Source organism: Pseudomonas sp. CFBP 5748 (genome assembly GCF_053850495.1).
Window position 1 is genome coordinate 988686 of sequence record NZ_JBSPTN010000001.1, and the last position, 23613, is coordinate 1012298.

Below are 23613 nucleotides of genomic sequence, written 5' to 3' on the forward strand. Positions count from 1 at the left end.
CGCCCGGGTGACCGACGGCATGGCCGGCAGCGCGGCCAAGCAAGCCGTCGAAGGCGGCACGGCGGTGAGGGACACGGTTACCGCGATGAAGAGCATCGCCGACAAGATCGGCATCATCGACGACATCGCCTACCAGACCAACCTGCTTGCCCTGAATGCGGCCATCGAGGCGGCCCGTGCCGGCGAACATGGCAAAGGGTTTGCCGTGGTCGCGGCGGAAGTGCGCAAGCTGGCCGAACGCAGCCAGGTGGCCGCCCAGGAAATCAGCGAAGTAGCCAAGAACAGCGTGGCCCTGGCCGAGCGCGCTGGGGGGTTGCTCGACGAGATCGTTCCCGGTATCGCCAAGACCAGCGATCTGGTCCAGGAAATCGCCGCTGCCTCCGAGGAGCAGTCCTCCGGTGTGGGGCAGATCAACATGGCGATGAATCAGCTCAATCAGATCACCCAGCAGAACGCTTCATCGTCCGAGGAGCTGGCCGCCACCGCCGAGCAAATGAGCACCCAGGCTGAGCAGCTGCAACAGTTGATGAGATTCTTCACTCTCAACCCGCACTTGAACGAACACGCCAGCACTCCCTCCGAGCCTTTCCCTGCAACCAGCAGCCAGCCACCCGCGGCCCGCGGCGTACGCGGCAATCTCGCGGACAAGGCCACGCCGGTCGGTTTCGTGCGGTTCCAGGAGTGATTTTCATGGGCCAACTGATTGATATCTCGAATCTAGGCGGCTGGCTGTTATTGGCCCTGGCCCCCGGCACCGGCATGCTTGTCTGGTTATTGCTGGCTGGCTTGCGCCGAAACGCTGTCATGTCAGGCAAGGCTGTTGAACCATTGGACGAAATTGCCCCCGCCAGACTGGAGGCGTTCGCCCTTCAAATCGAGCAGCTCAACGGTGCTGTTTCTGCGCTTGGCCAGGCGCTTGGGAATCACCATGCGACATCCGCGGAACCCGTTGAGCCGGGCCTTTTACCGGTGCGTACAGGTGATACCTCGGATCGCGCGGGCTTCCTCCGACTGGCCGACAAACTGAGCGAGTTGGCCGAGCTGTCTTCGCGCATGGTTGAAGGACGTCACTTGCTCGCGAAAACCGCCAGTGAGCCGGGTTTACCTGATGACAACGCAAGGCCATACCGTCCCTACCTGTCGTTCAAGCTCGGCGACGATCGGTTCGCCATCAGCACATCGAACATCTACGCCATCGTCGAGGCCAGCCAACTGATCACCAAACCCGCATCGACGTCGAAGCTGCGCAGGGCCATCAGGTTGCGCAATACGCTGGTACCGGTCATCGACCTGGGTCATCAGCTCACAGGGCGAACCGTGGAGTTGGGATGGAGCACCTCTGTCGTCATCCTTGAAATGGGTACCGGGGAGCGGATGCAAAGGGTCGGCGTCGTGGTCGATGGGGTCGGCAGGATAGTGGATATCTGTGCAGAACAGATCGAACGACCGCTGAGTTGTGACAGCAGGATGGGCAACGATTTCATCCTCGGGACGACCTCTGTCAACGACATCACACTGACAGTGTTGGACATCGAACGAGGATTCTCGGCGAACGAATGTCTCCTGCCGCGCCCGGTTGGCCAGTCGCTGGCTCAAGCGAGCGTGCCGACATGAACAAGACCAACAGGCGGCTGCGCCATGAGCGCGCGCAAGGACGCTGCACACTTTGAATACTCCAGTGCTCTCCGACAAGGAGTTTCAGCAGTATCGCGCCATGATTTTCGAGATTGCCGGGATCAGCATGTCCGACGCAAAGAAACCGCTGGTCAGTGGTCGTCTGGCCAAGCGCGTCCGCCATCATGAGCTGTCCAGCTACGGCGAATACTTTCGTCTACTGGCTCGTGATCGCACGGAGCAGCAGGTGGCGGTGGATCTGTTGACCACCAACGAAACCTACTTTTTCCGCGAGCCCAAGCACTTTGGCTTCCTGCGCGAGCGGATTGTGCCCGAGCTGGCCAACCGTTCAACGCTTCGGGTCTGGAGCGGTGCCTGTTCGTCTGGTGAGGAACCCTACAGCATCGCCATGACCTTGGCCGAGGCCCGGGGCAATCGACCTTGGGAGCTGCTTGCGTCCGACCTCAGTACACGGGTGCTGGATAAGGCCCGAACCGGCTTGTACCCCATTGCCGATGCCCAAGATATTCCGCAGCCGCTGTTGATCAAGTATTGCCTCAAGGGCGTCGGCGAGCACACCGGGACGCTGTTGGTCGACCCGGCCCTGCGCAGTCGCATGAGTTTCCGGCAGATCAACCTGAACGCCGCACTACCGGGGTTGGGTGAATTTGATGTGATCTTCTTGCGGAACGTCATGATTTATTTCGATCTCGAGACCAAGCGTCAAGTGGTGCAGCGCATGCTGCCGCTGTTGAAACCAGGCGGCTATTTCATCGTCAGTCATTCGGAAAGCCTTAACGGCGTCTGCGATGAGCTCCAAGTCGTTGTTCCGTCCATTTACCGGAAGCCTCATGCGTAGACCCAACGGCACTATCGAGATTTTCCTGCAGCCGGGGGAGCTGTATTTCGGCGATCGCTATACGCGCATCCGAACCCTGCTGGGCTCTTGCGTGTCGCTGGTGGCGTGGCATCCGACATTGCTGATCGGCGGCATGTGCCACTTCATGCTGCCGACCCGCCCCCAGCGGTCTTCCCCTGGACTGGATGGACGTTATGGGGACGAAGCCATTGAACTGATGCTCCGCCAAACCCGTCTCCACGGGGTTTCGGCCGCGGAGTTTCGTATTCAACTGTTTGGTGGCGGCGACATGTTCCCGGCAATGGGCAAGCGAAAGACTCACTATGTGGGCAAGAAAAATGTCGATGCCGCCAGACAACTGCTCCAGGCCCATGGCCTGGCCTGCCAAGGCGCCCACGTCGAGGGAAATGGCCATCGCAACCTGATCTTCGACATCTGGAACGGACAGGTTTCGATCAAGCACATTCCATCTGCCGTGGGCGTGGACCAGGGGCGTGTTGCATGAGGCCAATCAAAGTCATGATCGTCGACGACTCGGCGGTGGTTCGCCAGGTCCTTTCGGCCTCGCTCGCCGGGCATCCAGGGATCGAAGTGATCGGGGTTGCCGTCGACCCGCTGTTCGCCCTGGAAAAAATGCAGCGCCAGTGGCCGGACGTGTTGGTACTGGATGTGGAAATGCCGCGCATGGACGGCATCACCTTCCTGAAAAAGCTGATGGCTGAACGACCCACTCCCGTGGTGATTTGCTCCACGCTTACCGCAACCGGTGCCCAAACCACCCTGCAGGCGCTGGCGGAAGGGGCGGTTTGCGTTATTGGCAAGCCCAAACTGGGGCTCAAGCAGTTCCTCCATGATGCCTCCGACGAACTGGTCCAGGCGATCCAGAGCGCCGCGCGGGCCAACCTGCGCCGCCTGGTGCCTGCAAAGACCACCAAGCTGTCCGCAGACGTTATCCTGCCGGCCCCCAGCCAGGCCATGACGCTCACCACCGAGACATTGGTCGCTATCGGCACTTCCACCGGCGGCACTCAGGCGCTGGAGGCGATTCTGACGCGCCTGCCACGGATTTGCCCCGGCCTGCTGATTGTCCAGCATATGCCGGAGCGCTTTACCGCAGCCTTCGCCGCACGGCTGAATCAGTTATGCCAGATCGAGGTGCTCGAAGCGCGCAACGGCGACCGGGTCATGCCTGGGCGGGCGCTCATTGCGCCGGGTGGGCGACACATGTTGCTTACGCGCAGTGGCGCCCAGTACCAGGTGGAAATCCGTGATGGCCCGCCGGTCAGCCGGCATCGTCCATCAGTCGATGTGTTATTCCGCTCTACCGCCCGGGTGGCCGGTGGCAATGCCTTGGGCATCATCATGACCGGCATGGGCGACGATGGTGCGCGGGGCCTGAAGGAAATGCGCGAGGCGGGTGCACGGACCCTGGCCCAGGACGAAGACAGCTGTGTGGTTTTCGGCATGCCCAAGGAAGCGTTCAAACTGGGTGGGGTGGAACGCGTATTACCTCTCTGTGAAATCCCTGCGGCGATCCTCGCCAGCACAACCGGAAGGGCTTGAGCCATGCCCCTTTCCGTATGCCCGTTATGCCCCCATGAGTCTTGGCGCACCCATCACGCGGCGCGCTGCGCAAAAAGGACGACACGCAATGACTCATTCACCGATTTGACAAGGTGACGAGTATGAATAAAAAAACACCTCCTCAAGGCTTGCTAGACCGGGCAACCTGCGCTGGGCGTGAGCCTGCGCATTGCGAAAGCAGTTCCGACAGCCTGGCGTTTCGTACGCTGGCAGAGAACACGCCGGATACCATTGCCCGTTATGATCGCCAGGGCCAGCGTACCTACGCCAACCCGGCCTTTGCCCGCATGGTCGGTCTCCCCGCGCAATTGCTGCTCGGCAAAAGACCGAGCGACAGTTGCGCTATCCCTCAGTTGCTTGCCTACGAGGCTGTCTTACAGGAAGTGGTGCGCAGCGGTCAGCCTGACGAACACGAATTATCCTGGACGGGGGGCAACGGCGATCTGATCACCAGTCATATTCGTCTTGTCCCAGAGCGAGGGAGCGATGGCGAGGTCATCAGCGTGCTGGCTGTGGGGCGCGATATTACTCAGCTGCGGCGCGCCGAGCAGGAGCTTCGGGTCAGGGAGCAAGAGTTCCGTACCCTCGTGGAAAACTCGCCGGATGTCATTATTCGCTATGACCGGGACGGTCGGCGTGCCTACATCAACCCCGCCTACGAGCGGCTCTATGATATTGCGATCAGTGAGGTGATCGGCACCCCGATCACCTACAAAAGCCCTCTGCCTGCCGAGGTCGCGACGCGCTATCACCAGGGCATCCTGGACATTTTGCAAAATGGTCGGCCCGACGCGGCGGAAGCCACGTGGATCAAGTCCTCGGGTGAGCAAATTGTCCAGCATGTTCAGGCAGTACCGGAGTTCGACCAGCACGGACAGGTCACCAGCGTGCTCACCATTGCCCGCGACATCTCGGCGCTCAAGGCAACAGAGCGGCGCCTGGAGCAGTCCGAGGCCATGGCTCGGCTCGGTCACTGGCAGTTGGATTATCGCCTTGGCACCTTACGACTGTCGGCGGAGCTGTGTCGCATGCTTGACCAACCACGCGGTTGGTCGCCGATCCTGAAGGAGGTGCTTGATCTTTTGGTGCCTGAGGATCGTGGGCAAGTTCTGGCAAGCATCCGCCAGGCCTTTTGCGAGCTCAGCACGTCCCTGACGCTGGAGTACTGCATCGCGGTAGGACATCAGCGCCTGCATCTGCACTCGTGCCTGAATATCGAATACTGCCCCGACGGCAAGCCGGTGCAAATGCTGGGTACTGCCCAGGACATCAGTGAGCTCAAGGCCTATCAACAGCGGCTGCATACACTGGCTTTCTATGACGCCCTGACTGGACTGCCCAACCGCGAGTTGTTCAAGGAGCATCTGCAGCACGCCTTGCATGAGAGCGAACGGGGCGGTCGACAAGTGGCCGTGGCGATATTGGACCTCGACAATTTCAAAGTGATTAACGACACGCTGGGTCACGGGGCGGGTGATGAACTATTACGCCAGGTCGCCCGCCGTTTACAGGATTTTGCGCGTGGCAAGGACACGGTGGCTCGCTTGGGTGGTGATGAGTTCGCCCTGTTCCTCAAGCGTCTTGCCCCACCCATTGACCTGGACAGCCTGGGTAGACAAATCCTGCAGAGCATAACGGGGATCTATCAGGTCGAGGGCAGGGAAGTCTTCGTCTCCGGAAATTTGGGTATTGCCCATGGCCCTATGGACGCCGATAACATTTACCAGCTCTTGCAGTACGCAGATTCGGCCATGTATCACGCCAAATCCAAGGGGCGGAACAACGTGCAGCGCTACTCGCCGCACCTGATCCAGCAGGCCTCGGAGCGTTTGGCCTTGGCGACCAGCTTGCGTCATGCGCAACACAACGGCGAACTGGCGCTGCACTATCAACCGCAGATTGATCTGGTCAGCGGACGCCTGATCGGCGCTGAGGCGTTGTTGCGCTGGAATCATCCGCAACACGGACAGGTGCCACCGGACAAATTCATCCCGATCGCCGAGGAAACCGGGCTGATCGTGGGCATCGGCGAATGGGTTCTGAAGCAGGCTTGTCGATTCGCCGCCGCCCGGAACCGTGGTAGGCGCGGTACGCCGCTGAAAATAGCGGTCAACCTGTCGCCGCGGCAATTCCAGATGAACGACCTGCTCGCGTCAATCAAGACCATCCTCCAGGACACCGGGTGCGAACCGGGTTGGCTGGAACTGGAAATCACCGAAGGGTTGCTGTTGGACAACAACACCGCCGTGCGCGAAACCCTTGAACGCCTGAGCGAGATGGGCCTTTCGATTGCCATTGACGATTTCGGCACCGGTTATTCGGCGCTTGGTTATCTGAGTCGCTTTCCCATCACAATCCTGAAGATAGACCGCTCCTTCATTCACAACATCGAGCATGACCGCGACAGCGCCGAGCTGGTCAAGGCGATCATCGCCATGGGCAACAGCCTGCGTTTGACATTGGTGGCCGAAGGCGTCGAAGAGCCCTCTCAGCAAGCGTTTTTGCAGCGTTATGGCTGCCATAGCGCTCAGGGCTGGCTGTATGGCAGGGCCATGGCGCCGCAAGATTTCGAAAAGTTGCCGGACCAATGGCCCGTGACGTGTCGCAGTGGTGAAGCGTTATGCGGCGGATAACCTGGCCCCGTGCGCGGGCCTATGACATGACCACCTTCCACAAGAGTCGCCCCAAATGAAAAGCCTTCGCAATATGCCCGTCAGTCGCCGACTGTGGATTGTCCTGTTTCTTGCCATGACGATGCTCGTTGCCCTCGCCCTGTTTTCCTGCGCCAGATCTATGTGGAGGAGTACCAGTCCAAGGCCAACGAGAGTCGCAGGGTTGTAGAGGTCGCCGAGGGCATCCTCAAGCATTACCACGCCTTGGAAACAACCGGCGCGCTGAGCCTTGAGGATGCTCAGAAACAAGCGCTGGCCCTGGTCGGCGAGATTCGGTACGACGGGGACAATTACCTGTGGATCAACGATCTGGGGCCGAAAATGGTCATTCATCCGACCAACCCCAAGCTCAATGGCCAGGACCTTTCCGCTGTCAGGGATCCGGATGGCAGGGCCTTGTTTCTTGAAATGGTGGCCATTGCAAAGAACCAGGGCAAGGGGGTGGTGGGCTACCGTTGGCCCAAGCCGGGCGCTAGCGAACCGGTGGATAAAGTGTCTTTTGTCCAGCTCTATCAGCCCTGGGGCTGGATACTCGGTTCGGGTGTCTATATCGACGATCTGCAGGCAGCATTCCAGACGCAGTTAATGAGAGCCGCGGGCGTGCTCCTGGGCATCTGTGCGCTGATGTGCCTTTTGGTTATCTTCATGGGCAGAAGTATTACTCAACCGCTGAACGAAGCGGTGCAAGCCATGGCTGATATAGCCAGTGGCGAAGGAGACCTCACTCGCAAGCTGGACGTTACGGGCCATGACGAAATGGCTGCGCTGGCGGGCCACTTCAATGGTTTTACCGAGAAGCTACGAGGTGTGATCAGTCAATCGCTGCGGGCGGCCAAGGCACTGGATCAGGCATCGGCTTCCCTTGACAGCGTCGCCAACGAAGGCCAGGGGTACAGTCAACAGCAGTCGCAGCAAATGGACCTGGTGGCTACAGCCATCAACGAGGTTACCTACGGTGTGCAAGATGTGGCGAGGAACGCCGAACAGGCCGCCAGCGAAGTGCGTGACGCCGATACGCGGGCCCAACAGGGACAAAGCAACATCGGCAGCTGTTCGCGGCAGGTCGAGCACCTGTCGGGCACCATCGAACAAGCGGTGGGCGTCATTCAGGCCCTGGCGCAGGAAAGCACACGCATCGGCAGTGTCATCGAAGTGATTCGCGCCATCGCCGAGCAGACCAATCTGCTAGCCCTCAATGCGGCCATTGAAGCGGCGCGGGCCGGAGAGCAGGGGCGCGGTTTTGCCGTGGTGGCGGATGAAGTGCGGATGTTGGCCCAGCGTACCCAACAGTCAACCACCGAAATCCAGGGCATGATCGAGACGTTGCAGCGCAACTCTGAAGCCGCCGTCAAGGTGATCGACGAAAGCAGCCAGGGCTCTCGGCTCACCATCGAACAGGCCAGGCTGGCCAGCGTGAGTCTGGATCAAATCAGCCAGTCGCTGCGCAACCTGACAACCCTCAATGCCTCCATCGCCAGCGCTACCTTGCAACAAACCCATGTCGTGGAGGACATCAATCGAAATGTCACCCAGGCCGCCGGTCTCGCACAGGACAACACCCAGGCTTGTGAGCGAACCAGTGCAGCCAATGAACATTTGCGCCAGTTGGCAGATCAGTTGAGTCGACTGTTAAGTCAATTCCGGGTTTAAGCCTTGGCGCTATCTTTCCCTTACCTTTGACAGCTTCATGTCGCTGATGCAGCAACTGACCTGATTCAAAGATCAAGTCGCTCCCGCGCTCATGAAGAAGCCGCACGCCTAGTCTCATAAACGGAGGACTTTGGGCGTGCGTCTTTTCTTTCGTCAGGCCAGATGCATTCAGAACCGCCTGCTCGGTTTTCCTCTGTCGATGCCATCGTCGCTGTAGGTATCCCCCTACACCGCCTCGAAACCCCTTACTCGAATATAAGCCGGTGCTGATGGTATTGCGCCTAGAGTGGTGGCATTTTGAAATCGTTCTTTCCGAAGCAACCACTTTCTTAGTGGCGGGGCTTGTAGGGAGAAAGTGCACCCAATCAAAACAAAAAAAGCAGGGTCAACTCACATCGAGCTCCCAAAAACAGATCGATTCATGTGCAGTGGCAATGCCGAGAGGGTTATACGCAGATCATGTCATGCTCCCCCATCGTGCCGCCGCCACGATACACCCTGAACATCTGTCGGTGCCTCTTCGCGTCGGGTTTGTGGTTGCTATCACGCGCGGTAGCCGCCCAGGATCTGACCAGCCTTCCTTTCGAGCAGTTACTCAAAACCGAGGTTGTCGGCGCGTCTCAGATTTCTCAGCAACTCACCGATGCGCCATCCGCGGTTTCAGTGGTCACCGCCGAGCAGATGCGTCGCTTCGGCTACAGGACCCTCGCTGAGATCCTCAATAGCATGCGAGGCCTGAACATCGGTTTCGACAGCGCCTATTACTTCCCTGGTGGGCGTGGTTACGGTTTGCCCGGTGACTACGCAGGACGAATCATGCTGCGTATTGACGGTCAGCCGGTCGCTGATAACGTCTTCAACCAGATATACCTCGGTGAAGAAGGGCTGCTCGACACCGAGTTGATCGAGCGTGTCGAGTATGCACCCGGCCCGGGAACCGCGTTGTACGGCAACAATGCCTTCCTCGGCGTGATCAACGTCGTCACCTTCCGGGGCCGCGATTTGAACGGTGGCCAGGTTGCCATGACCACCGGCTCGCACCAGGACCGCAAGGCGCGCGTCAGTTGGGGAACGCGCCTGGACAATGGTGCTGAATGGCTGGTCTCGGCTTCGGCATCCCAGGCTGATCTTCCCGACGTGCAGGTTTCCGATGACGTCATGCACGATAACTTTGATTCAAAGCGATTTTTCTTTAAGGGTTCGCAGGGCGCCTGGAGCATTGAGGGGGCTTTTGCCGAGCGTAAGCAACAAGAGTTGACGATTCCCCTCGGCGCCAGATGGGACTTCTCCGATCAAAACACCTTTCTAAAGCTCGGCAACGATATCGACCACGGTGACTACCGCACCTCCGTCCGGCTTTCCCATGGCAGCTATTTGTATCGCGACCGCTATTACGAACCGATCGATGATTTCATCGAAAACACCAGCGCCGACGGACGATGGTGGGATCTGGAGGGGACGATCAGCAGCGTGGCTTTTACAGGCCACCGTCTGGTGTTGGGTAGTGAGTACCGTAACGACTACCTGCAGGACTTGCAGACGAAAACGTACTTCCCTCAGACCGACGAACACGAACAGATTCACGGCTGGGACTCGGCCCAGACGCTCAGCGTTTTTGCTCAGGACGAGATCGCGCTTCCCCATGACCTGCACTTGAACCTGGGACTGCGGTTCGATCGACGCAGCAGCACTGACACGGCGCTGCGTAGCGCCCCCCGTGCGGCCTTGATCTATACAGGCCTGACGGACACCACTCTGTCTCTGTCCCACGGCGCCGCGAACCGTTTCACAAGCCTTGACGAGACGACCTCCTTCAAGCGTCCTTCCACCGAATCGGAACGTGTCAATACCACGGAGTTCGTCACCGATTATCGCCGAGGCGATTTTCGCCTACTGGGTAGCCTCTATCGCTACCGCATCACAGACCCGCTCCAGCGTTCCGCGAGTACTTCACTGGAGTGGATCGACACCCAAGGCGCGGAACTTGAAGCGCAATGGCAATGGCATGGGATTGAGCTACAAGGCAGCCATACCTGGCAGCGTTCGCAGAACAACCTGCACCAGAATCTGGTCAACTCACCGCGCAACCTGAGTAAGCTACGTGCCTCCGTGCCCCTGGCGGGCGAACGTCTGCGGGCGAGTCTCGCCGTTCGCTATGTGGGCGATCGTTTGATCGCACCTGGAGAGAACGCCCCCGGCTACGCTATCGCCGACCTGACCCTCACCAGCGAAGAAGTTCTGCCTGGGGTGAGCGTCACCGCGGCGGTGCGCAATCTTTTCGACCGCCACTACAAGGACGCGGCGCTCTTTAACCCCGATAGCGTGCGCGGAGAGCGTAGCCTGTGGCTGACCCTGGGGTACGCATTCGAATGAAGGCCATCGTCCTCCACTTGTGCATCCTCGCGACCCTGTACTTGCCCTGCCAGAGGGCGGCTGCCGACGCGGCGGTCGACGAACGTGCCATGAAAGCTGCTTATCTTTACAACTTCACGCTCTTTGCCCAGTGGCCATCGTTACCCGACACCGACTTTCAATTCTGTGTGCTTGGCAGCACGTCCCTGGACGAGGAACTGACTCGGCTGGAGGGTAAGCGTGCCCAGAACGGGAAACCGATCACCATACGGCGGATCGCCCCCAACGGCTCGCTCACGGGTTGCCTGGTGGTCTATATCGACGAACACAGCCATCGCACATTCGACGCCTTGCTCCAACAACTTGCCGCGACACCTGTCCTGACCATCACGGACTCCACCGGCCTGGCCGACCGGGGCATCATGATTGAAATGCGTCGACAGGGCCCTCGCATTGTTTTCGACGTCAATCTGGCTGCCGCGAGAAAGGCCAATATCGATTTCAGCGCACGCTTGCTCAAACTCGCCAGCTTTGTGGCCTACAGGTCTTGAACCCATGCAAACCGTGCCCTTCAAGGATCGGCCACTGCGCGACAAACTCACCCATACCGGGTTTTTATTGACCGCTGCGGTCATGGCAATCCTGCTTATCGCGCTGCTGGTCTATCAATTGATCGTGCAGCGCAACGCATTGGCTGAGGGTGTAAGGGCTCATGCGATGGTGATTGGTAGCAATGGTGCTGCGGCGATCATGTTTCGTGACATCCATGAGGCCCAGGAAACGCTTGCATCCCTGAAGCACATCCCGGACATCACTTGGGCCGCGTTCCTGCTGCCCGATGGCCAGGAACTGGCCAATTACCAACGCGAGGGCAGTGACGCCATGGAGGCTCGGGCAGTGGCCGAAGGTATCGGTCGGAGCGTGTTGCTCGTCCGCCAACCGGTCGTGCTCCATGGCGAGCGGATCGGCAGCGTTGTGGTGCAGGCAAGCCTCGCGTCCGTGTATTACCGCCTGGCGTGGCAGAGCGCATTTGGATTGCACGCCGCGGCCCTGGCATTGTTCTTTTCCCTGGTGCTCGCCCGTCGAATGGCGTCTAGCATCGTGCAACCGTTGATGAGCCTGGTAGACCTTACCGAGCAGGTCCGCGCCAAGCAGGATTTCAGCCTGAGGGCAACTCTGTATGGATCCGACGAAGTCGGGCGCCTTGCCAGGAGTTTCAATGACCTAATGGCACAGCTTGAATGGCACGACGCGCGCACCTGCGCCGAATTGCAACAGCGGCGGTTGGCTGAGCAGCAGCTCAACAAACTGGCCTACTACGATCCTGTGACTGGTCTGCACAATCGGCACTACTTCAAGGAAAAACTCGAGACCGCGGTGTCCGAGGTGATGCGCTACGGGACATCCTGCGCGGTTCTCTTCATCGATCTGGACGATTTCAAGATCGTCAATGACACCCTCGGCCATGAGGCCGGGGATAAGCTGCTGATCCTTGTCGCCGAACGATTGCGCGATACATTGCGCAGCAATGACGTGATTTGCAGAATCGGCGGTGATGAATTTGCAGTCATTCTGGAGCATGGTGTCTACGCCGATCAGGCCGCCCGTGTCGCTTTCAACATTGTCCGCGCGTTGTCCTGCTCTTTTTGCGTCGACGATCATCAGGTAAACATCGGCGCAAGCCTGGGTATCAGCTTGTGCCCCGACCATGCAACAGACACTGTAAGCCTTGTACGCAACGCTGATATGGCCATGTATCAGGCCAAGGGCAGCGGTAAGAACAACTATTATCTTTACGTGCCGGAAATGGATTGCGACCTGGCCAGCGAGGGCACGATCCATATACCTACCTGAAGGATGTGTTGACGCGCCAGCCTACGCAGCGGGTGAGTGAGATCGATCAGCTGCTGGCGCATAAATGGCATCAGGTTTGATCACGCAGGCATGATGGCCGGACGCATACGATTTGTTGAAACACGTAAATCAAGAAAATTCATAAATAAGGAGCGAGCATGACTACAAGTGAAATCACTAGAGTTCGCGGCGCTTATCAAGGTAGGAACCGATCTAGTGCATACAAAGATTTAGTCTGGACTGTAGCCACCGCCACGGACATCTCGCAAAATATTGCTGACCAGACTCGTCAGACGATCGAAATCATCGAAAAAAATCTCAAGGAACTCGGGTCAGACAAGCAAAGCATTGTCAGTGCGCAAGTTTACATCGCAAGAATGGCAGATAAGCCCGTGATGGACGAAGTGTGGTGTGACTGGCTCGGTGCTAACCCGCAAAACTGGCCTCAGCGTGCTTGCTTGGGTGTAGATTTGGAAGGGCGTGTTCTGATTGAGATCACAGTAACTGCTATACGAAAGCAGTGACGCAATTCTGCCCCCTGCCACCGCGCACTGGATCATGATTGCACCGTGCCAATCCTTTGACTTCACACCGTTGAGCGTCCGACCAGGTAATGCCCCGGACGCTTAGTGCGCCAGTTAAAGCTGGCGGAGGATAGTCGATGAAAGTTCGATAGCGGTAAGAAGTCCCCATCCATCGATCACTTGCGGTTGGTGTGGCCGGAACTGAGCACGCCGTTCATTCCAGGCTGGCTCGCGTTCTCACTGTTATGTGTCGCCATAGCGGCGCAATTCTAAGTCCCAGACCGCAGACCATTGGCAACAGCTTGCGGCGGGATGGCGTTAGCGGTTCATTTATGAAGTGTCTTTTGCTGACCAGCGATTGTTTCTACGCTCGGCTCGGAAATATTCGTTTCTTTAAGTGGGACTTCACCTACCGAAAGCGCACGCTCGATGAGTAACTCGCTGCCCTTGTTTTTCAATAAGGTCTGCAGCCGCTGGAATTCGCCGCACCAGATGGTTTCAATGTCGCGATCCCGAGCTTTGTCGCGATCGCTGCTGAGGGCTATGGCGCGAACCTGCATGCGGCCATTATCGGCTTTTCCACCCACTTCCACTCCGTAGCCGGGGGTAGCGGCCTTGCGCAGCACGACCTTGCCGGTTTCTGCCCAGGCAGTCGCCATGCCTTCGCGCACTTCGTAGCCGAGGCTGGCCAACCCGCCGAGCACGGCTTCGCGGCGGGCGAGGGCGGTCTGGTCCTGTAAGTGGGAAGCGATAAGCGTTTTACACTGCTCGATCAGTCCGGTCATTACCGAGAGCTCGGTGTCGGTTGTACAAGCGCCAATATGACCGAGCAACGTCGCGTGTTCGATGCCCGTGTAGGTTTCGATTTCACTGGCCAGGTCCTGCAATTGTTCGAGACATTCACGCTGTGTCTGGAAGTTTCGGGTGGACGCAGCGAGGTCGAGTACCAGGCTGTCGAGCAGCAGGTTGCGTCGCTTGGCATCGGTTTCCGTTTCAGCGCTTTCCAACGCCAGGAGGAACGGCGCGGCACGCTCAGCGCCTTGCAGCAGTTGCAGCTCGACGATGTGGCGGTCAATGCGTAGCAACCGTACATCGCGCGTTGCATCCGGTTCCCGGGCCGCAATCCATTCGCGCAGGGAAACCTCGGGTTCGTCGACCTTGAGTTGCTGCGCCAGGGCGCGTTGGGTATCGCTCAGGGTTGGCTCCTCGTTTGCCTTGCTCAAGTGGGCGAAACCCTCGGCCAGCAGGCGTTCGGCATCTTCCCGACTGGCACCGCTGGCCATTTGTGAGAGAGACTCCAGCAAGGCCTGATCGACGCTTTCGGGGTTGGCTTGCAAAGCGTCAAGCAGGTTTTTTGCGTTTTCCTGGACGCGTCGGTCGCGTTGGCGTCGCTCGGCAGCGCGAATGATCGCGCGTTCTTCGCGGTCCTCCAAGTCACGGCGCAGGTGCTCGATCTCCACTGGAACGGCCTTCTGCAGTTCTGCCAATCGGTCTTCTGCCAGCAGAGCGCGAAGGCGAGTGTGTCGCTCCAAGAAGGCGGAGCGCTCCTGTTCACTGAGCTCGCCAAGCCTTGTGGCCTGTGTCTGCCAGCGGTCCACGGCGCGTTCCAGGCGTTGCAGGTGGCCTTCACAAATGGCGATGATTTCTTCGCGGGTAACAATGCGAACGACCTTGGGACCACTCATTGGCAGATTTCCGTATCAACTGAAGTAGGGCTGGGTTGCAGCGGCTGCTCGGCTTGCATGGCGTGTTCGATTGCTTCACGCAGCCGTGAGCGTTCGCTGTCGCCGCTGTGATACCAGGCTTGCGACGACACACGATGGATGTGCGGGATGGCGCGGTGCAGCACGGATGGGCGCCAAATTTCCCGGGCGCGGGCACGTTCCAACAGATTATGGCAAGGCGCATCGCACTCGATGCCGATTGCGTACAGGCCCGTGCCTGGATTCTCGATGGCGAAGTCGAGACCGAAAGCGTCGCCTTCACTGGCGGGAGCGGCCTGCCATCCCAGGGAATGAATGAATTCACCGACCAGCCTGACAAAGCCATCACTTTGCTGACCTTGCTCACGATGCTGGCTGCTGCGGTCGGTCTGCAGGCGCTCCAGCAACTTGGTGCTGTTGCTGAACTCGCCCGAGGAGAGAGCGCGAGCATATTCCAGATAGCCTTGCAGATAGTCTCGCGGGCTGTTGGGGGCACGGTGCGTGTTGAGCATGTCGGAGATATCGGCGATCGGCATCGATGTGATCATCACTACCTTGCGTCGCGCGCGGGTCACTGCCACGTTCAGGCGTCGTTCGCCCCCCGTCTGCCCCAGTACGCCGAAGCTACGGCGGAATGTGCCTTGGCTGTTGCGACCGAAGGTGGAGGAGAAGACGATGATATCGCGTTCATCCCCCTGCACGTTCTCCACGTTCTTGACGAACACCGACATGTCCTCGCCGTCTTCGCTGCGCTCGCGCTCCTGGGCGTAGGCCGCGCGGAACAGTTCATCCTGCTCTGCACGCTGCTCCAAGTGCTCCTCGATGAGGTCGGCCTGCTTGCGGTTGAAGGTGACGACACCCACCGAGGGGCGCTGGTCGTAAGGCTCCTGCCACAATTCGTTCAGGTATTCGACGACCCGTTCGGCTTCCTGGACGTTGCTCTGGTTTTGATACAACCCACCGACCTGGATCAGCTCCAGCGGCTTGATGCGCTGGATGCTCGCTTGCGGGTGACGGACCGGAACGTTCAGGCGATTGCCATAGAACGAAGCGTTGGAAAAGCCGATCAGTTCACGGTAGGCCGAACGATAGTGTATCTGCAATGTGGTGCTGGGCAGGGCGTTGCGCGCCATCTGCAGCAGGTCGGGGCAATCCTTGATCTCACGACGGTTCCAAGTGTCTTCGAACGCTTCGCGCTGTTCCTCATCCGCGTCTTCATCAGGTTCGTCGCCGTCAAACACTTCGGCTTCGTCGCTTTCGATGCGACTGGAAAAGAATGCCGTCGGCGGCATTTGCTTCTCATCGCCGCTGACGACAGTGACCTGACCGCGGAACAGGGTCGGCAAGGCGAACTCAACCGGCATCTGCGAAGCTTCGTCGTAGATGACGGTATCGAACAGGCCTGCCTTGAGCGGCAGCACACGGCTGGCGACGTCCGGGTTCATCAACCACACCGGGCGTAGGCTCATCAGGCCTAAGTGACTGCCCAGTTCAATGAGTTCGCGCAGGCGTCGTGAGCGTTTGCCAGTCAGACGAGTGACATCCTCCCATTGTTTGCGATTACCCAGGTGATCAAGGTTGATGGCTTTGGCCAGCAGCTCGCGATTGAGCAGCCGCATCTGCGCATCGGCTTGCGCGAGGCTGGCGACTTTGGCACGGGCTTCGTCCTGGCTGAACAGCAGTTCGGGATTGGTTTGCTCGACGCGGTGTTTCCAACCCAGTCGAGCTTCGCGGTTGAGCAGGCGCCGCACCGCGGCTTCAAGCTGCTCGGGCGCAATGTTGTCCAACTGTTCCTGGCGTTGGCGCAGCAATGCGAGCAGCTCCTGGTCGGCTGCCGTCAACTGAGCGGCGCGCCCGCGGAATGCCTGGTAGGCGGCCAGGAAGGGCAGCGCTTCATGCAGCCGATCAAGAGACAGTTGATTGCTCAGATTGTGCTCGATGGCGTGCTGCAGCTGCTGCACCAGTTCTTCGCCCAGCCAGTCGCCGAGTATCTTGAGTTGCTCGAGGCTGGATTGGCGAACGCCATGGCGCATCAGCGAAGCATCGAGATCGCTGAGCAGCGCCTCGAGATGTTGTTTGTCGCCGGCGAGGGCGGCCTCGTCGGCCTGCCGAGCGCGAGGCGATTGCGCCAATGCCACGGCCAGCGCCTGGATTTCCAGGAGGTGGCGGATGTCGCTCTTCACGAAGCTGATTAATTCCAGGCAGGCTTGCCTACTTACAGCTTCCAGTTCTAACGCCTGGTGCAGGGTGCTCAGCTCGGCGCGCAATGGCCGCCACTGGTTTTCAAGGCGGATGGCTGCCTGCAGGGTTGGTAGTGCTTCAATAACACGGCTTTCCCCCTGGCCCTGAAGGAAGTTGCGCAGTCGCTTGCGCCGCAGCAGATGCAGCGGATTGATGTTTGCCAGCCAGGACCGGGTAGCCCTAACCTTGGTACAGTCTTGATCCAGATGCCTGAGGGCCTTGTTTTCGAGCAGACAGAGGGCCGGTGACAAGGTGGGGGCATAGTGGTCCTGATCCAGCTGGCCGAGTTGCTGATCCAGTTGCTGCAGTTCGCGGAGAATCGACTCTCCCCGTGGGGGTTGGCCCGCTTCGCGGCTGCGGAAAAGCGGTAGCCACCGCGCAAGGCGCAGACGTTGCTCTTGCTTCAGGCCGAGCAGGGCAGCGACATGGGCCGCTATCCAGTTACGGTACGGCGCCGGGTCGTCGATTTCGAAGCTGGCAGGGTGTGCTTGCAGCGTGGCCTGACGGTTGTGTTCGGCTTGGGTGAAACTGTGCAGATTGTCGGTGAAAGCCTGCAAAGTCGCCCGGTCGGCGGCGAACGACTGTAACTGGGCCAATGGACTGCCTTCGTAGCGTGCGGGCAACCACAGGCGAATCAGAGGGGCGCAGCTTTCCTCCAAACGGATCAGGCTAGCGAGGTCCAGGGAGGCGAGGCGTTGGCGCAGGGCCGGAAACTCGAGCGGGGCCGGGCCGGATTCCAATTCAATCAACTCGCCGAGCAGCCTGCGATAGCTGAGGCCGGTATTTTCATCCAGGCGATGCAGGCTCTGGTGGAAGCGGTCGAGCTCTCCCTCCAGGGCTTCGATGCGGGCCGCGACCTGTTCGCGCTGGCGCTGCCAACCCTGCGCCTGGCTGCCGTTCGTGAACAGGCTTTCCAGTTGTTCGCGAATACTGCGGATGACGGGCTCGCGGTCTCGGTTCACGTCATTGAGCATGACGATGCGTTGGCCGAGGCCTTCGGCGACCAGGCGTTTGTACACGACCTCCAGCGCCGCATGCTTCTGACAGACGATAAGCAAGCTGCGCTGGCGGCCGATGGCGTCGGCGACCATGTTGACGATGGTCTGGCTCTTGCCGGTTCCGGGTGGTCCCTCGACCAGCAGTCCCGGGCTTTGTCGGGCCTGGATCACGGCCGCTTCCTGGGAGGGATCGCTGGCCACGGTGAAGTAGCGTTGCAGCTCGCCTGGCGGTGCCTCGTGCGCGGTTTCGGCGGCGGTCTTGAGACGCAATGCCGTTTCCAGGCCGGTACCGGCGGGCGACAGGGTTTTCAGTTGGCGCAGGTCTTCACCGATGGCTTGTCCCATGAAGGTCACGTGAAACAGCACCGCCGCGCAGTCCAGTTCGTCTTGGTAGGGCGCAATCTCCACGCTGCTGGTGGGCAGGTTGCCAAGGGCGCGCGAGCGAATGGTGGCGAGCATGCCGAAGGCGTCCATCACATCCGTCGCACGAATTGACGAGCGGCCCAGCAATTCATCGACGGTCTTGCGCCAACGTTTGCAGGTTTCGGCGCCGAGCACGCTTTCCAACGCGGGGTTGAGCCGCACTTCCTCACGCTCACTGTCGAACGCCAAGGCGGCGTGACCACGAGAACCCAGCTCCAGCAGCAGTTTCACGGGCCACAGTAGGAGCGGGATGATCCGCGTACGCGTGGTGCCGCGAGGATCGCGATTGAGCAGGAACGGGAAGCCCAAGTACAGGCCGTCGATGCCGGTGTCGCGTTTGTACAGCGCGCTTTGCCGGTATAGGGCATGCAGGCGCGATTCCAACTGGCCGTTGAGCTGAAAACACTCTGGGTCGAGGTTCACTGCCCGGGCATTACGTTGCAGCAAGTGATCGAGCAAAGCCGCGGCCGGACTGCGCTCGCTGTTCAGTTCATTGATGTCGACCCGTGCGGTGGTCTTGCCGATGCTCATACGCACCAGTGGTCCGCGCATCACTGCGGTCACCACCTTCTTCTCGAAGAAGTCGAGGATCTGTGAGACGTACTGCTGTTTCTGTGGTTCCAGCCAATGACTGGACGGAATGGCGAGCAAGACCAGTGCCTGGGCCAACGGCATACGTCGCTCCAGGCGGAACTGCTCGGCCCACTCGTCCACTGCCGGCACGCCACACCGGGCAAAGCCTTGGATGCGCTCATCGACACTGCGGTACAGCTCAAGTCGTGAATGCAACAGCAGTTGGGCCGCTGCGTCCGCGTCGAACCAGCCGACATCGGCGGCCCTGGCCAGCTCGGCGGCGGTCTCTACAATCGAGGCCCCCGAACGAAACTGACTGAGCGCTGCGCTGAGCAGCACGATCAGATCTTCTTCGGCGATCACCCGGCGCTCCGACAGTGAGGTCAGTCCCGGATGGTCGGTGTCTGGAAACAGGCGTTGGCGCTCTTGCCATTGCGTGGACAGCTTCGCTCGCGAGGTCGATAGCAGGAATATCCGCAGTTGCTCTTCGACCAACTCGATGTGTTGGTGCAGGGCACGCTGACGTACGTTTTCGGCGCGGGATTTGAGACGCGACAACCAGTTGTCGGTCTGCAATTGCTCAAGCAGGTCCGGGACCGACCCACTGATCAGGCGATAGCCTTCCAGTGGGTGCTCCAGTAGCCATCCTGGCGTGACGATGTCGCCACGATGAATCAACGGGATTTCCGGATTGAGGATTCTCAGAGCCAGCATGAGACGGAAGTCGTCCTCAATCCCTTCGTGCTGAACGACCTGGCGCAAGCCGGCGACCAGAGAAGGGGCGAGACCGACCTGCTCGGCCCACGTCACGATCACACCGCGCAGCAAATGGTCCAGGGCCTGTTGCCAGTTATCCGCCTGGGCTGCCGCCAGGGCGAATACGCCGGGCTTGTGGAAGCGGCGCTCGCCCAGCAGCAGGGTCGCGCCTTCACCTTCGTCCGTTTGCTGGACGGAAGAGGCCGGAGCCTCGACCGTAATACCGTTGAGCCAGTCTTCGACCTGCGGCCATTGCCAGCGCTGATGACGGTCGCGTGCCAACAGACCTCGCAGCAGCAGGTGCAGGCGCGGGTCGAGGTCGTCGGGGATCGGTACTCCGTTGGCCAGCACGTGAATAAGAAATGCATTGGCATTGATGCCGTCGAAGCAGGCGCCCTGGGTCAGTTGCTCGAGCAGGATCATGCCCAGGCTCCACCAGTCCGAGGCAGCTGCAACGCCGCCTGCGATGGCTTCGGGCGCCATGTAGCGGCTGGTTTCCAGTGGCGACACGATGTCCAGGTCGAACTCGGACAGGCGTGCCGAGCCGAAGCCGCTGATGACCAGGTCCAGCGGTTCGCGGGAACGTACCAGCAGGCTGGCTGGGCGCAGGTCACGATGGCGCAGGCCAGCCTCGTTGAAAGCATGCAGCGCCAGGCCCAGTTCGTTGACCACATGGTGCACGCTGTCGCTGTCGCGGATCACGCTCCCAAGTTCTGCCAGGGTCCCACCGGTGAGTTCTTCAATGACCTCATAGGCACGGTCATCCCAGCGGCCGGTGGCAATGATTTCGGGGACGTGCTCGCGTGGCAGTCGACGGATCACATCATAGATCGCCGGGTCCGGTTCGGCGCCGGGTCGATACAGGGTCAGGACCGCTTGTTGCGCGGTTTCCTCGTGCTTGGCGAGGTATCGTTCTCGCACGCCGTCGGTACTGCTGATCTGACGAATCAGCCGCCAACCATCGATCAGGGTCTGGGCGATGCCTTCTGGTTCGCTGCTGTCTGGTTGGGCGTCGTAGGACGTTGCTTGCGCAAGTGAGCTGCCACATTCAAGGCAAATCAGGTCGCCATCGACCATCGGGTGACCGTTTTCGCAGAGCAGGTCAGGGACACTCCCCTGAGCCGGACTGACTGGCGGGAGGGTTTCCTCAGTGAAGACGGCTTGCGGCCGCCAGCCGGCGGTACGAATGGGTTCGCCAGCGAGGTCCCAGCCGCAGGGTTGTTCCTGAATGAGCCCTTCGCAGAACATTTCCTGGAGGGCGCGTTCGGTTTTGCAGTTGGGGCAGAAACGTATCATGGGGTGTGCTCCACTCAGCGGCGTCGCGACGCGTGTGCGCTGATCTGTAAATGATGGCCTTGTTCATGCAGCAGATCGCGTAAGCGCAATAGGTCGTCACGTCGTGGGATGCCGGCCATCCAGACGCTGCCATTTTCGTCAAACATCAAGTCGAGCGCCTTGTCGGTGGGTTCGAGCAGGCGTTCGTACTGACCCAGGCGTGCCCGGCCCAGTGGCGTGAGCAGGCTCAGGCGTTGGTTATCGCTGCCGCGCAAGGCCATGGTCTGACTGAGTGCTGCGATATAGGGATCGCTGATCAAGGCATCTATCAAGCCCTTGGTCTGTAGCAATGGCTCGTCGAGTTGCTCCAGGGAGTAGCCACTGTAGACCAGGATGTCGAGCTCGCTGAGTCGACGTAGGCCTTCGAGCAGCGATCGCAGGGCGTCGAGCTGGTCGAACGGTTCCCCTCCGGAAATGGTGATTCCTTCGGCCTCGTGCAGCCAGGGGGTTATCTGTTCAATCAGTTGCTCAAGCGACAATCGTCGGTGCCCGGGCCCCCAGGTATCGGCAGAAATGCAGCCTGGACAGCGGATGCTGCAACCCTGGAACCAGATACCAATACGCCGCCCCGGGCCGAGGGTTGTGACCGGAAAATGCATCCGCGACAGGCTAAGGTCCATGTTCAGCGACGTTCCATCTTCAGTCCGGTGATGTCCAACTCGGTGATCGTGAAGTGCTCGCCCGGTTGCGCGTCCTGATCGAACAGTGCCCGCGACAGGGGATTGAGCAGGCGTGCCTCTAACTGGTTGCGGATGCCCCGGCCACCGTTGGATAGGTCCTGCAGACAGAGGTTGTGCAGTGTCTGGCGTGCCTGGGGGGCCAATTCGATAAACAGGTTCTGTCCCTGCAGGTCGTCGAAGGTGGCGTTGACCATCTGTTCGAAGATCTGCACTGCAACGCCTTCGCGAATGAAGTCGAAGACGATGATGTTCTCGCCGATTCGATTGAGGATTTCCGGCCGGTTGAGCACGAGCTTGAAATACCGGTCGATCTCACTGTGTACCTTGTCCTGGACTTGCTCGAAGGCTTCGCCCGGCAAGACGTTGGCAACGCGTTCGCCATTGTCGCCCTGGCGATAGATCCCCAGGTTGGACGTGAACACGATCAGGGCCTCCGAAAAGTACACCCGATCACCGCGGCCTGAAGTCAACACTCCGTCGTCGAGGATTTGCAGGAACTTGTCGAGAATCCGTGGGTGGGCTTTTTCGATTTCATCGAATAACACCACACTGAACGGCTTCTCGCGGATAGCATTGGTCAGCTCACCGCCGACGTCATAGCCGACGTAGCCGGGCGGTGCGCCGATAAGGCGTTGATCGGCATGTTCGGCGCTGAATTCCGACATGTCGAAACGGATGTATGCACTTTCGTCGCCGAACAGCAGGCTGGTAATCGTTTTGGCAAGTTCGGTCTTGCCCACGCCGGTCGGCCCCGCGAGAAAGGCTACACCCCGAGGCCGGTTGCCCTTGCGACTGGCACCGACGCCTGTCATCGCACGCTTGACGATGTCGAGCATGTGCGTCACCGCATGCTCCTGGCCTTTGACCCGCTGGTGGACGAGCGCGTCCGCATGCCGGATACGCTGACGGTCGATCTTCAACCACGGATCCTCAGTGACACCGATCTTGTAGCGGCGCACCGCATCGGCAATCTGCTCCATGGCTACACCCTCGACCCGCGCCAGTTGCGCAATGGCGCTGAGATCGAGCAGCAGCAATCCCTCGGTGTTCTGAACGAAGGCTTCCACAGCCTGATGCATGACCACTTCGCTGGCGCCCTGGCTGCCACTGAGCCCTTTGAGCAACGCCGGTGCCAATGCACGGCGGGACAATTGATCGGGTTTGGACACGGGAATGTGGCGCAGGCGCGGGTTGTCGACCAGCAACCAGTCGGGCAAGTCGCCTTCTTTTTCCACCAGCCAGAGAAGGGTATTGAAGAACGGTTTGCGCAGCTCCGTGGCCGGACGGCTGCGAGCCTGATGGGATTGCACCAGGGCCTGGGTGAAGAGCTGGTGTTCAGCGGCGCTGAGGGAGTCGTTGCGAACCACCAGGCGTGAGGCAAAATCGATGATCAACGCGATAGGTTCGCCAGCACGACCCACCAGCCGTGACAGGGTGGCGCCCAGCAGATCGATACCTGCGGGTGCTGCGCCATTTACTGGAGTCAGGCCCAGTTCCTGAAGCAACGTCTGGCCGGCTTCAGGGGCGGAGCCGGGTTTGTCGATTGCTCGGAAACCGGACACGGGATCCCAGGCGATGACCTGGGTGTAGCCGGCATCGAGTAGGGCATTACAGAGGGTTTGGTTGAAGCTCTGCGCGGTCACCGTGCCGGGCGTCACTTCACTGGCCTGCAGGTCGCGGATGTTGCCGGACAGGACGAATTGGCTCTTCAGCGGCAAGAAGCGCAGAAGATCTCGTAGCCAACGTGGGCTTTCAAATATGGCAATCCCTGACATGTTTCAGCTCGTAACGTTGG

14 protein-coding genes and 2 pseudogenes are annotated in these 23613 nt (G+C 59.8%); 12 read left to right on the forward strand and 4 right to left on the reverse strand.

Features of this window, described 5'->3' with window-relative positions:
* Window positions 1-79: 79 nt before the first annotated feature.
* The 12 genes and pseudogenes from ACWNZ1_RS04530 to ACWNZ1_RS04585 all read left to right on the forward strand — a co-directional run.
* Window positions 80-685: pseudogene (locus ACWNZ1_RS04530) on the forward strand (methyl-accepting chemotaxis protein); the annotation flags it as partial.
* Between the two features lie 5 nt (window positions 686-690).
* A complete protein-coding gene (locus ACWNZ1_RS04535) occupies window positions 691-1614 on the forward strand; it encodes a chemotaxis protein CheW (RefSeq protein ID WP_288913997.1) in 924 nt (307 codons plus the stop codon).
* Between the two features lie 52 nt (window positions 1615-1666).
* Window positions 1667-2473 (forward strand): CheR family methyltransferase, encoded by an 807-nt coding sequence (locus ACWNZ1_RS04540; RefSeq protein ID WP_288914000.1) that lies wholly within the window; start codon window positions 1667-1669, stop codon window positions 2471-2473.
* Window positions 2466-2978, forward strand: a complete 513-nt coding sequence (locus ACWNZ1_RS04545; RefSeq protein WP_288914003.1) for a chemotaxis protein CheD — start codon at window positions 2466-2468, stop codon at window positions 2976-2978. The genes ACWNZ1_RS04540 and ACWNZ1_RS04545 overlap by 8 nt, the downstream gene beginning before the upstream one ends.
* Complete coding sequence (locus tag ACWNZ1_RS04550) at window positions 2975-4036, forward strand: protein-glutamate methylesterase/protein-glutamine glutaminase (protein ID WP_288914005.1); 1062 nt, start codon at window positions 2975-2977, stop codon at window positions 4034-4036. The genes ACWNZ1_RS04545 and ACWNZ1_RS04550 overlap by 4 nt, the downstream gene beginning before the upstream one ends.
* Before the next feature lie 122 nt (window positions 4037-4158).
* Window positions 4159-6690 carry a sensor domain-containing protein gene (locus ACWNZ1_RS04555; RefSeq protein WP_288914007.1) on the forward strand — a complete coding sequence of 844 codons (2532 nt, stop codon included), beginning with the start codon at window positions 4159-4161 and terminating at the stop codon, window positions 6688-6690.
* A gap of 162 nt (window positions 6691-6852) precedes the next feature.
* Window positions 6853-8379, forward strand: coding sequence for a methyl-accepting chemotaxis protein (locus ACWNZ1_RS04560; RefSeq protein WP_456027437.1), 1527 nt, complete (start codon window positions 6853-6855; stop codon window positions 8377-8379).
* Between the two features lie 531 nt (window positions 8380-8910).
* A complete protein-coding gene (locus ACWNZ1_RS04565; protein WP_456027438.1) occupies window positions 8911-10752 on the forward strand; it encodes a TonB-dependent receptor plug domain-containing protein in 1842 nt (613 codons plus the stop codon).
* The gene (locus tag ACWNZ1_RS04570) at window positions 10749-11282 is read left to right on the forward strand and encodes a YfiR family protein (protein ID WP_230151706.1); all 534 of its coding nucleotides are present in this window, start codon (window positions 10749-10751) and stop codon (window positions 11280-11282) included. Before ACWNZ1_RS04565 ends, ACWNZ1_RS04570 begins: the two co-directional genes overlap by 4 nt.
* A gap of 82 nt (window positions 11283-11364) precedes the next feature.
* A complete protein-coding gene (locus ACWNZ1_RS04575; protein WP_456027453.1) occupies window positions 11365-12585 on the forward strand; it encodes a diguanylate cyclase domain-containing protein in 1221 nt (406 codons plus the stop codon).
* Window positions 12561-12665 (forward strand): annotated as a pseudogene (locus ACWNZ1_RS04580) (transposase domain-containing protein); the annotation flags it as partial. The gene ACWNZ1_RS04575 and the pseudogene ACWNZ1_RS04580, both read left to right, overlap by 25 nt.
* A 78-nt stretch (window positions 12666-12743) precedes the next feature.
* Window positions 12744-13109, forward strand: coding sequence for a RidA family protein (locus tag ACWNZ1_RS04585; protein ID WP_288914016.1), 366 nt, complete (start codon window positions 12744-12746; stop codon window positions 13107-13109).
* Window positions 13110-13435: 326 nt separating this feature from the next.
* On the opposite strand, the gene ACWNZ1_RS04590 is transcribed toward ACWNZ1_RS04585, so the two are convergent.
* Genes ACWNZ1_RS04590 through ACWNZ1_RS04605 form a run of 4 tightly spaced genes read right to left on the reverse strand, consistent with a single transcriptional unit; the run spans window position 13436 to window position 23593 of the window.
* Window positions 13436-14794 (reverse strand): hypothetical protein, encoded by a 1359-nt coding sequence (locus ACWNZ1_RS04590; protein ID WP_456027439.1) that lies wholly within the window; start codon window positions 14792-14794, stop codon window positions 13436-13438.
* On the reverse strand, window positions 14791-21099 hold the full coding sequence (locus tag ACWNZ1_RS04595) for an AAA domain-containing protein (protein ID WP_456027440.1): 6309 nt from the start codon (window positions 21097-21099) through the stop codon (window positions 14791-14793). Before ACWNZ1_RS04595 ends, ACWNZ1_RS04590 begins: the two co-directional genes overlap by 4 nt.
* A 14-nt stretch (window positions 21100-21113) precedes the next feature.
* Window positions 21114-21758 (reverse strand): 4Fe-4S single cluster domain-containing protein, encoded by a 645-nt coding sequence (locus ACWNZ1_RS04600; protein ID WP_020304148.1) that lies wholly within the window; start codon window positions 21756-21758, stop codon window positions 21114-21116.
* Window positions 21759-21760: 2 nt separating this feature from the next.
* A complete protein-coding gene (locus ACWNZ1_RS04605; RefSeq protein ID WP_288914027.1) occupies window positions 21761-23593 on the reverse strand; it encodes an AAA family ATPase in 1833 nt (610 codons plus the stop codon).
* Window positions 23594-23613 lie beyond the last annotated feature (20 nt).